General features: G+C 52.9%; 15 protein-coding genes and 3 tRNA genes. 13 read left to right on the top strand and 5 right to left on the bottom strand.

What is annotated here, in order from left to right; translation table 11 throughout:
- The first annotated feature begins 190 nt into the window (after nucleotides 1-190).
- Nucleotides 191-913, top strand: a complete 723-nt coding sequence (locus ACXKZG_RS14455; RefSeq protein WP_013201595.1) for an autoinducer binding domain-containing protein — start codon at nucleotides 191-193, stop codon at nucleotides 911-913.
- 128 nt (nucleotides 914-1,041) lie between these two features.
- Complete coding sequence (locus ACXKZG_RS14450) at nucleotides 1,042-1,668, top strand: acyl-homoserine-lactone synthase (protein ID WP_134824879.1); 627 nt, start codon at nucleotides 1,042-1,044, stop codon at nucleotides 1,666-1,668.
- Here ACXKZG_RS14450 and ACXKZG_RS14445 read toward each other — a convergent pair.
- Both ACXKZG_RS14445 and ACXKZG_RS14440 read right to left on the bottom strand, forming a co-directional pair.
- Nucleotides 1,665-2,003 (bottom strand): GlpM family protein, encoded by a 339-nt coding sequence (locus tag ACXKZG_RS14445; RefSeq protein WP_013201597.1) that lies wholly within the window; start codon nucleotides 2,001-2,003, stop codon nucleotides 1,665-1,667. The two genes, ACXKZG_RS14450 and ACXKZG_RS14445, sit on opposite strands and share 4 nt — an antisense overlap.
- A gap of 81 nt (nucleotides 2,004-2,084) precedes the next feature.
- Nucleotides 2,085-2,309: a DUF2594 family protein gene (locus ACXKZG_RS14440; RefSeq protein WP_013201598.1), complete on the bottom strand. Its 225-nt coding sequence runs from the start codon at nucleotides 2,307-2,309 to the stop codon at nucleotides 2,085-2,087.
- Between the two features lie 240 nt (nucleotides 2,310-2,549).
- Between ACXKZG_RS14440 and uvrY the strand changes: the two genes are divergently transcribed.
- The 6 genes from uvrY (at nucleotide 2,550) to ACXKZG_RS14410 (ending at nucleotide 6,099) form a co-directional block, all read left to right on the top strand.
- On the top strand, nucleotides 2,550-3,209 hold the full coding sequence (uvrY, locus tag ACXKZG_RS14435; RefSeq protein WP_013201599.1) for a UvrY/SirA/GacA family response regulator transcription factor: 660 nt from the start codon (nucleotides 2,550-2,552) through the stop codon (nucleotides 3,207-3,209).
- On the top strand, nucleotides 3,202-5,034 hold the full coding sequence (gene uvrC / locus ACXKZG_RS14430; RefSeq protein ID WP_488875061.1) for an excinuclease ABC subunit UvrC: 1,833 nt from the start codon (nucleotides 3,202-3,204) through the stop codon (nucleotides 5,032-5,034). Before uvrY ends, uvrC begins: the two co-directional genes overlap by 8 nt.
- 71 nt (nucleotides 5,035-5,105) lie before the next feature.
- Nucleotides 5,106-5,654 carry a CDP-diacylglycerol--glycerol-3-phosphate 3-phosphatidyltransferase gene (pgsA, locus tag ACXKZG_RS14425; RefSeq protein ID WP_013201601.1) on the top strand — a complete coding sequence of 183 codons (549 nt, stop codon included), beginning with the start codon at nucleotides 5,106-5,108 and terminating at the stop codon, nucleotides 5,652-5,654.
- Nucleotides 5,655-5,810: 156 nt separating this feature from the next.
- Nucleotides 5,811-5,886: transfer RNA gene (locus ACXKZG_RS14420), tRNA-Gly, on the top strand.
- A 41-nt stretch (nucleotides 5,887-5,927) separates the two neighbouring features.
- Nucleotides 5,928-6,001, top strand: a tRNA-Cys gene (locus tag ACXKZG_RS14415).
- 12 nt (nucleotides 6,002-6,013) lie between these two features.
- Nucleotides 6,014-6,099: transfer RNA gene (locus tag ACXKZG_RS14410), tRNA-Leu, on the top strand.
- Between the two features lie 340 nt (nucleotides 6,100-6,439).
- Here ACXKZG_RS14410 and ACXKZG_RS14405 read toward each other — a convergent pair.
- The 3 genes from ACXKZG_RS14405 to ACXKZG_RS14395 form a co-directional block, all read right to left on the bottom strand.
- Entirely contained in the window at nucleotides 6,440-6,652 is a 213-nt protein-coding gene (locus tag ACXKZG_RS14405) for a DUF2116 family Zn-ribbon domain-containing protein (RefSeq protein WP_013201604.1), read from the bottom strand.
- Between the two features lie 444 nt (nucleotides 6,653-7,096).
- Entirely contained in the window at nucleotides 7,097-7,504 is a 408-nt protein-coding gene (locus ACXKZG_RS14400) for a DUF2000 domain-containing protein (RefSeq protein ID WP_013201605.1), read from the bottom strand.
- 88 nt (nucleotides 7,505-7,592) lie between these two features.
- Complete coding sequence (locus ACXKZG_RS14395; protein WP_488876273.1) at nucleotides 7,593-8,423, bottom strand: AraC family ligand binding domain-containing protein; 831 nt, start codon at nucleotides 8,421-8,423, stop codon at nucleotides 7,593-7,595.
- A 222-nt stretch (nucleotides 8,424-8,645) separates the two neighbouring features.
- Between ACXKZG_RS14395 and ACXKZG_RS14390 the strand changes: the two genes are divergently transcribed.
- The 5 genes from ACXKZG_RS14390 to ACXKZG_RS14370 all read left to right on the top strand — a co-directional run bounded on the left by ACXKZG_RS14390 (nucleotide 8,646) and on the right by ACXKZG_RS14370 (nucleotide 13,921).
- On the top strand, nucleotides 8,646-9,077 hold the full coding sequence (locus ACXKZG_RS14390; RefSeq protein ID WP_053145687.1) for a MarR family winged helix-turn-helix transcriptional regulator: 432 nt from the start codon (nucleotides 8,646-8,648) through the stop codon (nucleotides 9,075-9,077).
- A 1-nt stretch (nucleotide 9,078) separates the two neighbouring features.
- Nucleotides 9,079-10,776 (top strand): MFS transporter, encoded by a 1,698-nt coding sequence (locus ACXKZG_RS14385; RefSeq protein ID WP_346594913.1) that lies wholly within the window; start codon nucleotides 9,079-9,081, stop codon nucleotides 10,774-10,776.
- On the top strand, nucleotides 10,776-11,870 hold the full coding sequence (locus ACXKZG_RS14380) for an HlyD family secretion protein (RefSeq protein ID WP_134823851.1): 1,095 nt from the start codon (nucleotides 10,776-10,778) through the stop codon (nucleotides 11,868-11,870). Before ACXKZG_RS14385 ends, ACXKZG_RS14380 begins: the two co-directional genes overlap by 1 nt.
- Nucleotides 11,870-13,243, top strand: coding sequence for an efflux transporter outer membrane subunit (locus ACXKZG_RS14375; protein WP_488875060.1), 1,374 nt, complete (start codon nucleotides 11,870-11,872; stop codon nucleotides 13,241-13,243). The genes ACXKZG_RS14380 and ACXKZG_RS14375 overlap by 1 nt, the downstream gene beginning before the upstream one ends.
- 291 nt (nucleotides 13,244-13,534) lie before the next feature.
- Entirely contained in the window at nucleotides 13,535-13,921 is a 387-nt protein-coding gene (locus ACXKZG_RS14370) for a hypothetical protein (RefSeq protein ID WP_013201611.1), read from the top strand.
- Nucleotides 13,922-14,039: the final 118 nt, after the last annotated feature.

The following is a 14,039-nucleotide window of genomic DNA, read 5'->3' as shown; positions in this document are numbered from 1 at the left end:
CTTTTAATGAATGCGGGTTTAACGCATCATTCGTCGGATGCAACAATCCGTAATTGCGGTTATTATCACCTGAAGGGAAAATTAATTTTATACATTAATTTTTTTTCTCGATTTAATTCATTTTTTTCCCACATCACTAAAAATTATAAGCAAAATTTGGGGCGATTTTCTCACCCTTGATGAGGAATAAATGACATCTGAGAATTATTTCAGTTGGCGTGAAAAAATACAGCTTGCATTCCTGAATGTCTCCGACATTTCAGAGATCACTGCGCTCATTGAGCAGCAGACGCTGGCGTTGGGATTTGACTTTTATGCGCTGTATATTCGCCATCCAGTGCCCTTTACCCGGCCTAAAATCTTTATTTACTCCAGCTATCCTAAAAAGTGGGTCAGCGCCTACCAGAAAGGGAATTTTGCCGCCATAGACCCGGTGATCGAAAATTGCCAGGTCCCGGGAAAAATAGTGTTATGGGATGAACCTCTCAGTCGTCGTGGGCAGAAAGTGTTTGATGCGGCGAAAGAGTATGGCATTCACAGTGGATTTTCCGCCTGCGCAATGGCTAAAAATAGATCCATTGGTATATTATCAATGGCATCGGGTAAGACTTTTGAAAAGATTATGTTAACGCCTGAAAAGCAACTTAAGCTTCAGTATTTATCGGTACTGATAATGGAGGCGTTACAACAGGTAAAAGATATTTCCATGTCGGTGATGAACATGGAATTAAGCCAGCGTGAGCTGGAGATCCTTAAATGGACGGCCGAGGGTAAAACTTCAGCAGAAATATCTCTGATCCTGTCCATTTCGGAGAATACGGTCAATTTCCATCAGAAAAAAATGCAAAAGAGGTTCAATGCACCCAACAAAACACAGGTGGCCTCTTACGCAGCCGCAATCGGTCTACTTTGAGGGAGATGCAACTACCAGATTTGGTAGTTTCGCAATATTAATCGGTTGTCTACCCTGCGCGCAGGGTAACAACCCTGATCTAGCCGTGAGGAGCGGCGTTCACGAGGGAATGCGATAGGGGATCAATGATGAAAATTATCCAAACGAAGCTCAGGGATATGCCGTCCTCTTTGCTGGCAGAACTGGGAAGTTACCGTTACAACGTCTTTGCCCGCGGGGAAGGGTGGTCAATTCCTTCCCGTCTGAGTACCCCGGGCCAGGAGTACGATCGTTTCGATCGCTCTGACGTGGTCTGGCTGATTGCCTGGAAGGCTCAGCATGGCATCTGCGGCTGTGCCAGGTTGATGCAGTGGCAGGATCCGGAAGCCGGCTCGGCTGCCGATATGACCGAGAAAAAAAGCCAGGCGCCGGTGCCGGTCTGGGAAATGTCGCGTTTCTCGGCCAAGCTGGATATTGATGCCGAGCTGCCGTTAAGCATCTTATGGCACAGCGTGCAGCTAGCCGAGCAGTCGGGAATTGAGTATCTCTACAGCGCCGCTACGCCGATGCTTGAGCAGATGTTCGAGCAGCACCGGGTGGTTTATGAGCCGCTGAATGCTGGCGTGATCCAGTCGGAGGATAACCTGTTCGCGGTCAGGATCCCGGTGAATCAACCCGAGCTGGCGGAAAAGTTCCACGGTGCGCGTCGTTTCAGTCCGGAAGAAGTGTTACCCACGCTGGGTGTTTCCGTCAGCTGGAGTGCCAGAGGCCGCTAAGCGTGCCACTTGCTCCACAGCGTTATCAGCAGCCAGGCGGCCAGGCACCAACAGGCGACTGCGCTGCCGAGGGCATAGGGCAACCGCATCATGCTGACGAAATACCAGAGTGACAGTAGATAGATAAAATAGGGAATGATCGCCCACATACCAAAAATGATTGTGGTACGCAGCGCTTCAATGCCACGGTCGCTGGCCACAATATAGTGGGCTATCAGCGCAAAGGTGGGAAACAGAGGCAGAAGGCCGGCGATGTAATAGTTGCGGGTCTTCGATAACATGCCGATCAGCACAACGACCAGTGCACCGAGTACCGCTTTGATAAGTAAGCCCATTGTTCCATTCAGCTTGAGGGAAAATGTAACCATGTTACAACGCTGAAGGAAAAGCAATGGGCTAAGGCGTGGCAGAGAGAATTATTGGCGATAAGCCTGTTTGATCTGCTTGATGGTGCTGCTGAAGACGTCAGCCTGCTGCTGATCGGTCAGTTGATCAATGTACTTTTCCATATTAATGATGACTTTGCCGGCATCGGCCTGACCCATTCCCTTTAACATAAAGGTAACGAGGGCTTTCATGCAGGCCATTTCCTCTGACAGGGTTTTGGTTTCTTCACTGGTTGAAAAGTCAGTATTACTCATGATTTCTCCTTGTTGTCATCATCAATTCAACGCGGTATACGCACTGCGTTGAAAATGTAAATCAATAACAAGTATATCACATAACCCTGTGAGAGAAGCCACAGCGACAGTGGCTTACCTGAAATGCTTTCACCTGACAAAGTCCATTATTTCAGTTCTAACACCCGCTAAAAAGAGGTAAGATCCGGCCTCTTAACGCATCCTGAACCACGCTGGTAGTGCCCACTTGGAGAGACCTTTTTGATTAGCGTTTTTCTTGTTGATGACCATGAACTGGTCCGCGCGGGTATCCGTCGGATACTTGAAGATATAAAAGGTTTCCAGGTTACCGGAGAGGCAAGCTGCGGCGAAGATGCAGTGAAGTGGTGCCGTGCCAATAGCGTCAACGTTGTGCTGATGGACATGAACATGCCGGGCATTGGTGGGCTGGAGGCGACGCGCAAAATCGTGCGCTACAGCCCGGACATCAAAGTCATTATGCTGACCATCCACACGGAGAATCCGCTGCCCGCCAAAGTGATGCAGGCCGGTGCGTCGGGCTACCTCAGCAAAGGGGCAGCGCCGCAGGAAGTGGTTAATGCCATCCGTCAGGTCAACGCCGGCCAGCGTTATATCGCGTCGGATATTGCTCAGCAAATGGCGCTCAGCCAGATTGAACCGCAAACATCCGATTCACCGTTCGACAGTTTGTCGGAACGCGAATTGCAGATTATGCTGATGATCACCAAGGGCCAGAAAGTTGCCGATATTTCCGAGCAGCTGAATCTGAGCCCTAAAACCGTTAACAGCTATCGTTACCGCATGTTCAGCAAGCTCAACATAAGCGGTGACGTTGAGTTAACGCACCTGGCCATTCGACATGGCCTGTTCAATGCGGAGTCGTTAATCAGTAGTGAATGAACAGTTTGATGCTAAATCCTTCCTGAAATCGGTTACCAGCCAGCCAGGCGTTTATCGCATGTATGATGCGGGTGGCACGGTTATCTATGTCGGCAAAGCCAAAGATCTGAAAAAACGGCTCACCAGCTACTTCCGCGGCAATTTAGCCAGCCGTAAGACGGAAGCGCTGGTTGAGGCCATTCGCCAGATAGATGTAACGGTCACCCATACCGAAACTGAAGCGCTGTTGCTGGAACACAATTACATCAAACTCTATCAGCCACGCTATAACGTGCTGTTGCGTGATGATAAATCCTATCCGTACATTTTTCTCAGTGCCGATGCGCATCCGCGCCTGGCAAGCCATCGCGGGGCAAAACACGCAAAAGGCGAATACTTCGGCCCGTTCCCTAACGGCTATGCCGTGCGGGAAACCTTGTCGTTGCTGCAAAAGATTTTCCCGGTCCGCCAGTGTGAAAACAGCGTCTACCGCAATCGCTCACGTCCGTGCCTGCAATACCAGATTGGACGTTGCCTGGGACCCTGCGTTAACGGGCTGGTCAGTGAAGAGGAATATGCGCAGCAGATTGAGTATGTGCGGCTGTTTCTCTCCGGCAAGGACGATCAGGTGCTCAATCAGCTAGTTGCCCGCATGGAAAGCGCCAGCATCAGCCTGAAATTTGAGGAAGCGGCCCGTTTGCGCGATCAAATTCAGGCGGTACGTCGGGTGACTGAACGCCAGTTTGTTTCCAATAATGGTGACGATCTGGATGTGATTGGCGTGGCGTTTGATAATGGCATGGCCTGTCTGCACGTGCTGTTTATCCGTCAGGGAAAAGTGCTGGGAAGCCGCAGCTACTTCCCCAAAGTGCCGAACGGCACCGAGTTGGCGGAAGTGGTGCAGACCTTTGTCGGGCAGTTCTACCTGCAGGGCAGTCAGGCGCGCACCTTGCCAACCGATATCCTGCTGGACTTTACCTTGCCGGAAAAAGATCTGCTGTCCGACTCGCTGACGGGGCTGGCTGGCCGCAAGGTTTCGATTCAAAGCAAGCCACGCGGTGACCGTGCACGCTATCTTAAGCTGGCGCGAACCAATGCCAGTACCGCGCTGGTCAGTAAGCTTTCCCAGCAGTCGACCATTCATCAACGCCTGAAGGCGCTGGCTGAGATCCTCGATCTGCCTGAGATCACACGCATGGAGTGTTTTGATATCAGTCACACCATGGGTGAGCAGACCGTGGCGTCCTGCGTGGTGTTTGACCGCAATGGCCCGCTGCGGGCCGAGTATCGCCGCTATAACATTACCGGCATCACGCCGGGGGATGATTACGCTGCGATGAACCAGGTTTTACGCCGTCGTTATGGTAAAGATCTGGAAGAGAGCAAGATCCCGGATGTGATCCTGATTGACGGTGGTAAAGGCCAGTTAGGGCAGGCAAAGAATGTCTTCGCTGAACTGGATGTCGCCTGGGATAAAGATCGGCCTATTTTGTTGGGTATTGCCAAAGGCACCGATCGTAAAGCCGGACTGGAGACGCTGTTCTTTGAACCGGAAGGGGAGGGCTTCAACCTGCCACCGGACTCTCCGGCGTTGCATGTTCTACAGCATATTCGTGATGACTCTCACAATCATGCAATTACGGGCCACCGTAATAAGCGGGCGAAGGTGAAGAACACCAGTGCGCTGGAAACAATTGACGGAATTGGGCCTAAACGGCGTCAGATGCTGCTGAAATACATGGGCGGCCTGCAACCGTTGATGAATGCTTCGGTGGATGAAATAGCGAAAGTGCCTGGGATTTCACAACTACTGGCGGAGAAAATCTTTTATTCGCTGAAACACTAAGCATTGCAACCCCTGGAGCAATGTAGGAACATAGGGACAAATTCTACTCTGCCCAAACAGTTAGCGTACCTATGCATTTTAACATTCCGACCTTACTTACCCTGTTTCGTGTCGTTTTGATCCCATTCTTTGTACTGGCTTTTTACCTGCCATTTGAATGGGCTCCTCTTGTATGTGCGTTGATCTTCATTTTTGCGGCGATCACCGACTGGTTCGACGGCTATCTTGCCCGTCGCTGGAAGCAAACCACCCGATTTGGTGCGTTTCTCGACCCGGTGGCGGACAAAGTGATGGTCGCCATGGCGCTGGTGCTGGTGGCTGAGTACTTCCACTCCTGGTGGATCACCTTGCCGGCGGCCACGATGATTGCCCGTGAGATTATTATCTCGGCGCTGCGTGAATGGATGGCGGAAATTGGCAAACGCAGCAGCGTGGCCGTTTCGTGGATCGGTAAAGTCAAAACCACCGCGCAGATGCTGTCGCTGTTTGCCTTGTTATGGCGTCCGGACAGTACCGTAGTGGGAATTGGCGTGGTGGCGTTGTACATTGCTGCCGTACTGACTTTCTGGTCAATGTTCCAGTATCTCAACGCGTCACGCGGGGATTTGTTTGAACAGTGATCGATGCGATTCAAAAAGCAGCAAACGGACGGAAAGTGAGGATAATTGTGTTGACTCATTTCTCCAGGTCAGTAGAATGCAACGCATCGAAAGGCAGCTGGTCTGTCAGAAGATAAAGTAAATCAGCAAGTTCTGCGATTATCGCAGCTGTTGAATGCGGGAATAGCTCAGTTGGTAGAGCACGACCTTGCCAAGGTCGGGGTCGCGAGTTCGAGTCTCGTTTCCCGCTCCAAATTTTAATCATCAGAAAGTCTGGTGATACAGCAAGATTAAGGCGCGTTGGCAGAGTGGCCATGCAGCGGATTGCAAATCCGTTAACCTCGGTTCGACTCCGGGACGCGCCTCCACTTTACACCCATGCCCGGGTGGTGAAATCGGTAGACACAAGGGATTTAAAATCCCTCGGCTTATGGCTGTGCGGGTTCAAGTCCCGCCCCGGGCACCATATTTAGTACCGATTAAAATCGAATAAAATCAAAGCAATAAGCAGTGATGTCGTAACCGCCCAAGGGCGGTTTTTTTGTGCCCAATGTAAAATTCATAACATCCCTTCATAATATTTCCTCATCAAATTGGTTAATCACCACAAAACCAATGCGCTGGAATTAAGAGTCAATTAGCCCGATGACTTCAAAACAGATAAATTCAGGCAAAAAGTGAGCAGGCAAAAAAAAACCGGCCATAAAGACCGGTTTAAGCTGTGTGTTATCTTTGTTGTTATCCGTCAGCTTGCAGCATCCGGTGAGGTATTATCGGCAGCTGCCCGCAAATCATGAATGTCAGCGTCATTCGCCGTGGATACGTTGTTTCATCTCACGCTGGTGCTTGGAGTAGTCTTCGCCACAGTCAGCGGAGCAGAACGCGCTGTTGGGCACTACCGATTCATCTTCACACCAGATGCATTTGCCGTCAGGACTGGTGATCACCGGCTGCCGGGCTGACATGGCTGCCGTGATAAGGGCTTCCTCACGTTCTTGCGCTAAATCTACATCGTCCATTGCTTCTCCTCCTGTGAAACTTTACCGGTTTGGTTGAAGGGCCTGTACGCCGTCTTCAACCATGATGCGAAATCACATACTTTAATAAAACTTCTCAACACTATTAAAGTCAGGGCGACTATTATAGCCAAAGCGCATTCCCCTGCAAATTTTTCGCATCTGCAGACTTTCCTGAGTCTGCGGTAGGAAGGTTAGCTGTGGGCGTGGGTGTGACAGCTAATATGCTGATATCCAACCTGTATTTACGGCAGGCTAAACGAATTGCGGGGAGAATAAATACGCCTTTGCGGAGGTGTGTTGTCGTCTTAAATAAAAATCTGCAGCGCGCGATGATAATAATTATATATTACGCATCAAGCATTAAATGCAGGCCCTGATAATCATTATTATCAGGGCGGGATAAGCGCTCGACGGCAAAAAATGAAATCAGCAAGTCACAAGGGTTTAACCAAATAGCTTTAGCTTTCCGGTGAGTTTACGCAGCGCTTTTTTCTCGCCAACGATGCCCAGACCTAAATGCTGAAGTTGGTCAGTCGGGATCTGTCTGACGGCTGCTGAAAATGCGGCATAGTCGACGGTCATCTGTCCTTCAACCGGGAACAAAATGGTATCGAAACCCTGTTCGGCACACTGACCGACCAATGATGCCAGCTGTTCATCACTGGCCGACAGCACCGGAATACCCACCGGGATCAGTCCTGGCCAGGCTTTTTCATCGCCATCAACCAGCTCTGTCCCGACAAATTGGGGATGGCGCTGCCCGAGAGTAAGGGAAATCACCGCCGCCGCATTAGCGGCTTTGCCGGCGGGCAGGTCGGCATTCAGGATAACTACACAGCGTAAATCGTTCATTGGGCTCTTCTTTAGGCAGGTAAAAACAGCAGGGTAGGGGATTGCTCAAGCGCCGTCTGGAAGATTTGTGCAGAGAGGCAAGTTGAATTTAAAGCGGCGTACAGCCTTGCTGATAGCGAGCCGGAGTTAACTGATAGGCGCGACGGAACCAGCGGCCGAGATGGCTTTGGTCTGCAAAGCCCAGCTGGGCAGCCACGTTCGCCGGTGAAACGCCCTCAGCCAGTAACCGGCGTGCATGGGTGAGGCGCAGCTGGATCAGCCAGGCATGCGGCGGCAGGCCAAACTGCGCCTGAAACTCACGAGACAGACGAAAGCGATCGACCTCTAATGCCTGCGCCATATCACTCAGACCAATATTGTCGTGCAGATGATCGCTCAACCAGTCTCTGGCCTTCAGCGCCAGCGACGTTTCAACCTTCGGGGTAACCATCGACTGTCGCCAGTGCTGATGCTGGGTCAGTGCGGCAAACAGCTGCTGCATTGCCGCCTCCTTCACAATCTTTAACTCGCGGTCATACAGGCACTGAAAGGCATGGAACGTGGCGTGGGCCAGCCGGCGATCGCCGGAAAGCGTGCGGGCAAAATTGAGTTCAAAGCTGTCCGGAACATTGCCAAACACGGCTGCCAGCTGCTGGCGCATAAAGTCGGCATCGATATACAGCATCCGGTAGGTAAAGCCGATGTCATCAATGGCATCGCCATCGTGCAACTCACCCGGTTCAAGCAGAAAAACCGTACCGGGCCGACTCTGATGTTTCTTTCGGCGGGAGTGAAACTGTTGCACTCCCTGTTCGGTCACGCCAACCAGGTAGGTATCGTGCCAGTGCGGATCGTAGGCATGGCCAGTGAAATGGGCACGGATCGCTTCCACCGGCATCTCATCATCTCTGGAAAGCTGCACCCAACCTGGCGTATTCATCACTCTGGCTCCCGTGGCGTTGTCCTGAGCAGGGTAAATTCTGCAGTAACCCCTGGCAACCGTTTGTTGATTACCTCATAGCGAAAACGCGGGTCTAAAAACGTAACTATTTCTCCATTTATTTACGTTTTTGTCACACCTTTCGCTTTCTAACGACTATGATCCTTGCATATAATTACCGCCATTATTTAGTTAGACCTCTAATTATCAGGCCTCTATATTTTGAACGCTCAGGAAGTCAACTTTTCCCGCTTACTCCATTTGACGGCCCATGCCTGGCGTCAGGCGATCGATCGCCGAATGAAAGACAACGGACTGAGCATGAGCAGCTGGATGGCGGTGGCCACCATTGCCATTCAGGAAACGCCAATCACCCAGAAAGAGCTGGCTCAGGCGCTGGGGCTGGAAGATGCCAGCGTGGTTCCCCTGATCGATCGCCTGGTTAAGCAACAGCTGGTCGAACGCTTTCAGCCGGAAGAGGATCGCCGCAAGCGTCTGCTGCACGTCACGCCGCAAGGTAACGCGCTTTATCAAAAGCTGAAGGTCGAAGCGGATAGCCTGCGCAATGAACTGCTGGCCGACATCAATAGCGATGAACTGGCCATTACCCAACGCGTGCTGCAGCGTCTGCTGAAAGCCACCGAGGCGAAATAACATGCGCGGTACCCGACCCGATCCTTTCGCGCCGCGCGAGTGGGCACCAGGCGAAAAACCGATGCTGCCGGGCTCGCCTTCCACACCGCTGCATCCAACCCATAAACGCATCGCCTTTGGTATCATCGGCCTGTTGATTTCTATCACCGGCGCGCTAAGTAATGCGCTGGTGACGGCGAATCTTACTAATCTGCAGGGCGTGTTCGGCGCCTACAGCAACGAAATTGCCTGGCTGCCCGCGGTGTATGTGATGGGGAACATCTCCATCAACTTGTTGTTGGTCAAATTCCGCCAGCAATTTGGCCTCCGCGCCTTCACCGAAGCCTTCCTGGTACTGTATGTGCTGGTGTCGTTTTTCCATCTGCTGGTCAATGACCTCAGCTCGGCCATTATTGTGCGCACCGCCCACGGCATGGTCGGCGCGGCGCTCAGCTCGCTGGGCATTTATTACCAGGTGCAGGCCTGGCCGGCGAAACACCGTCTGAAAGCCCTGACTATCGGCTTAGGCGCATCGCAACTGGCGATCCCGCTGGCGCGTCTGTTTTCGACAGAGCTTTTGCAGCTGGATGAGTGGCGCGGTCTGTATCTGTTTGAGCTGGGCCTGGCGATGATTTGCCTGGGCGCGGTGCTGGTCTTAAAACTGCCACCCGGCGATCGCATCAAGGTCTTTGAGAAAAAAGACTTCCTGACCTTTATGCTGATGGCGCCCGGCATGGCGCTGTTCTGCGGCGTGCTGTCGCTGGGCCGCATTGAATGGTGGACCAGCACGCCGTGGCTGGGCATCTGCCTGGCACTGGGGCTGGTGCTGGTGATTGCCGCCGTGGTGCTTGAACATAACCGCAGTAACCCGCTGATCAATACCCGATGGCTGCGAACCGGGGCGATTTTCCGGCTGGGCATCGTGATGATCATGCTGCGCGTCACGCTGGCGGAGCAGAATACTGGCGCAATTGGCTATCTGCAGCAGGTCGGCCTGCTGAACGATCAGATGCAGCACCTTGCGATGGCGATCCTGGCGGGCGTGGTGACGGGGATTGTGGTCAGCGCGCTGACCATCAACGTTAAGCACCTGAGCTGGCCGATTGTCATGTCGCTGCTGTTGATCATCGTGGCCTCATTGATGGATTCACAATCCAGCCCGCTGACGCGTGCAAACAATATGTATTTCAGCCAGTTCCTGCTGGGCTTTAGTAGCACCTTCTTTATTGCCCCGGCGCTGTTGCTGAATATTGGCAGCGTGGTGACGCAACCCAAAAACCTGGTCAGTCTGGTGGTGCTGTTTGGCATGAGCCAGAACATTGGCGGTCTGATGGGCTCGGCCCTGTTGGGAACGTTCCAGACCTGGCGGGAAAAATATCACTCCAGCCTGCTGGCCGATCAGTTGTCGTATCTCAATCCGAATGTCACCGACAGGCTGACCCAATACACCAATCTGTTTAACAGCTTTATTGGCGACAACGCGTTGCGCAGTGCGGAGGGCGCGGTGCAGCTGCAAACCGTCGCCACGCTGCAGGCCAATGTGCTGGCCTATAACGATACCTATCTGCTGACGGCGGGCATGGCGTTTATCACCCTGATCTGGGTGCTGTGGCGTTTGTCACGGCTGCGCTATCTCAACTGGCAGCAGGCAAAACGTGAAGCAGCAGCCGAACTGCGCGCAATGCAACAATCCACATCTTCGATTAGCACGGGGCAATAATGAGTCAGCAGGAACAGAGCCAAATCTCTGAGCGTGAAAGAACCAACAGACTGCGTATTATCTCGATCGCCTTTGGCGCAGGCATTGCCTTAGTCGGCGTACTGGTGATCCTTTATGCCTGGCAACTTCCCCCGTTTACCAGCCAGATCCAGTCGACCGAAAACGCCTATGTCCGGGGTCAGGTCACCTTTATCAGCCCGCAGGTGAACGGTTACCTGACGTCGGTTGACGTGCTGGATTATCAGCCCGTCCGACAGGGCGATCTGCTGATGACCATTGATGACCGCATCTATAACCAGAAGGTGCACCAGGCGGACGCGCAGGTGGCGATGAAAAAAGCGGCGCTGGCCAACAACATTCAGCAGCGCCGCAGCGCCCAGGCGGTGATCGAACGCAATCAGGCCGCGCTGCAAAATGCCAAAGCGCAGGCGGTCAAAAGCGGCCTGGATTTGAAGCGCGTCGAAAATCTGGTTTCTGACGGCTCGTTATCGATCCGTGAGGGCGATGCCTCCCGCGCCAGCAACAGCCAGACCATGGCCGATGTACAGCAGGCGAAAGCGACGCTGGACGTTTCGCGTCAGGATCTGCAAACGGTGATCGTCAATCGTGCTTCGCTAGAAGCCGATGTCGCCAGTGCGGAGGCGGCGCTGGAACTGGCCCAGATCGATCTGGCTAACACCAAAATCATCGCCCCACGCGACGGCCAACTGGGACAGATTTCTGTGCGCCAGGGCGCGTATGTCACGGCGGGCACGCGGCTTACCTCAGTGGTACCAAAACAGCTGTGGGTGGTCGCCAACATGAAAGAAACCCAGATGGCGCGCATCAGGCCAGGCCTGCCGGTGAACTTTACGGTCGATGCGCTGAACGAAGAGCGCTTTGAGGGTGAGGTTGAATATATCTCGCCTGCCGCCGGGTCTGAATTCAGCGCCATCTCGCCGGATAACGCCACCGGGAACTTTGTGAAGATTGCTCAGCGTATTCCGGTGCGCATCAAAATCACCAGCGATAATGCTGCACACCTGCGTCCGGGCATGTCCGTCGAAGTGAATATTGATACGTCAGGCGAGCATGACGCGCAGGAGGCGAAGTAATGCGCTGGTCAACCTCACTGCTGGCGGCATTGTTGACCGCGCTGTTGGCAGGCTGTGCAACGGAAGTCGACAAAGCGCCGGGATCGCTGCCGATCCCTCAGCAATGGCGAAATCAGGTCGGGCCATCCTCTGCGGTGGAAGCCAACTGGTGGCGCGCCTTTGGCGATGCGGATCTTAACCATCTGGTTGAGCAGGCGTTGCGCAATAACCTCGATATTCTTACTGCCCGTTCGCGGGTCGATCAGTATCGCGCGGAATTGCGTGGGGGGCAGGGGGACAACTTTCCCACCTTAGATGCCGGCGTTGCGGCCTCACATGCGCGGGCGCTCTCATCGGTGACCGGTCAACCGTACGAATACGCGGTATTCCAGGGACTGTTGCAGGCGAATTACGAGGTGGATTTGTGGGGCGCGCGGAGCAGCAGTATTGATGCCGCAAAAGCGACGCTGGCCGCTCAACAGGCTGCCGCCTCTGCCGCGGAGTTAACCGTCGCCAGTTCAGTGGCTTCCGGTTACATGACGCTGGTCTCGCTGGATGAACAGCTGCAGGTTACGCAGGCGACGCTTGCCTCGCGGGAAGATTCCTCCAAACTGGCCCAGCGCCAGTATGAAACCGGCTATACCTCGAAACTCGAGTGGGTGCAGGCAGAATCCGAACTGCAAACGGCGAAAGCCCAGGTCCCGGTGTTGCAGCATCAGATCGCACAGCAAGAAAACGCGTTAAGCATTCTGGTGGGGATGAACCCAAGAGAGATTGCGCGACAAGGTCATCACGTTGCGCCGCAAACGCTGCCATCAGTGTTGCCTTCCGAACTGCTGCAGCGCCGGCCGGACATTGTTCAGGCTGAACGTCTGCTGCTGGCGGCCGACAGCTCGCTGGGATCCTCCCGGGCCAAATTACTGCCGTCGCTGAATCTGACCGCCACCGGCACAATGCAAAGTTCCGTGCTGCATCAGCTGATCGACGATCCTTTCCGCCTGTGGAGCATTGGTGGCAGCGTGCTTGCGCCGTTGCTGAACCGGGAAGCGTTAACCGCTCAGGTGGATGTATCGATGGCCTCACGCAATCAGGCGCTGTACAGCTATGAAAAGGTGGTTCGCAACGCTTTCAGTGAAGTGAATAACGATCTGGATGCGATAGATCGCTATAAGCAGCAGCTGGCAGAGCTGCAACAGCAGCAACAGGTCGTCAGCGAAGCACTGCGTATTTCCCGTAATCGCTATCAGAATGGTTATGCGTCGTATCTTGATGAGCTGGATGCGCAGCGCACCCTGTTCACCACTCAGCTGAACGTGGTACAGGTGAAAAACAATTTACTGCTGGCACAGATTGATCTCTACCGCGCGTTAGGTGGCGGCTGGAATCCGCAATAACCATTTCGCAGGCGGACAGGGACAGCGTCCGCTGATTTTCCTCTTTAAATACTGCCTTTCCGATCTGTGGTGGCGAAAAATCCACCCAGAATCCTCCGTAACAGTTATTCATGCTGATTAAAGTAGGCCTGTACTATTTGTGGACTTTTGCGCTTCGCATTCTTTAGCAACGGGTGCTATTATGCGCGCCATTATATTAAATAAACGCCACTAATGGCCGTTAATTGATTTTGGTGTTGCGACGTTTTTAACAACACACTGCCTATTTTTAAACAAATTTTAGGGTTATCTATGTATAAGAATCGTGTTATTCCTGCGCTGGCTATCGTATTTGCGCTGGCGGGTTGTGCCCGCACCGAACCTGTTCATAACATCAATGAAACTGTTTCCTTACAGTACAGCAATGAACAGCTGAAAGACGCCATCATTCAGGCCGGCCTGTCCCGTCAATGGGTGATGACGCCCGCCGCACCGGGGGTTATCAACGGCCATCTGTCACAGCGTGGACACACGGCGGATATTCGGGTGACCTATTCTTCCGGCAGCTACAGCATCAATTATGTCAGCAGCAGTAATTTGAAAGCGAGACGCGGTCAAATCCACAAAAATTATAATCACTGGATCAGCAACCTCGACCAGGATATTAAGCTGCGCCTCGCGTCTCAGGCTGCTAAATAAGCAAACGATCTGTTTATCCTCAAAAAATGCATCAGTAGTGTTAAAGAATAAGGATTGTCTGCCGACAATCCTTTCAGACAGCCCGTTGGGATAAACCAGAGACTCCCCGCAATTGCGG

Source organism: Erwinia sp. 2186 (genome assembly GCF_057812255.1).
The sequence above is the reverse complement of the archived record's forward strand: the minus strand, read 5'-3'. Positions and strand labels throughout refer to the sequence as shown.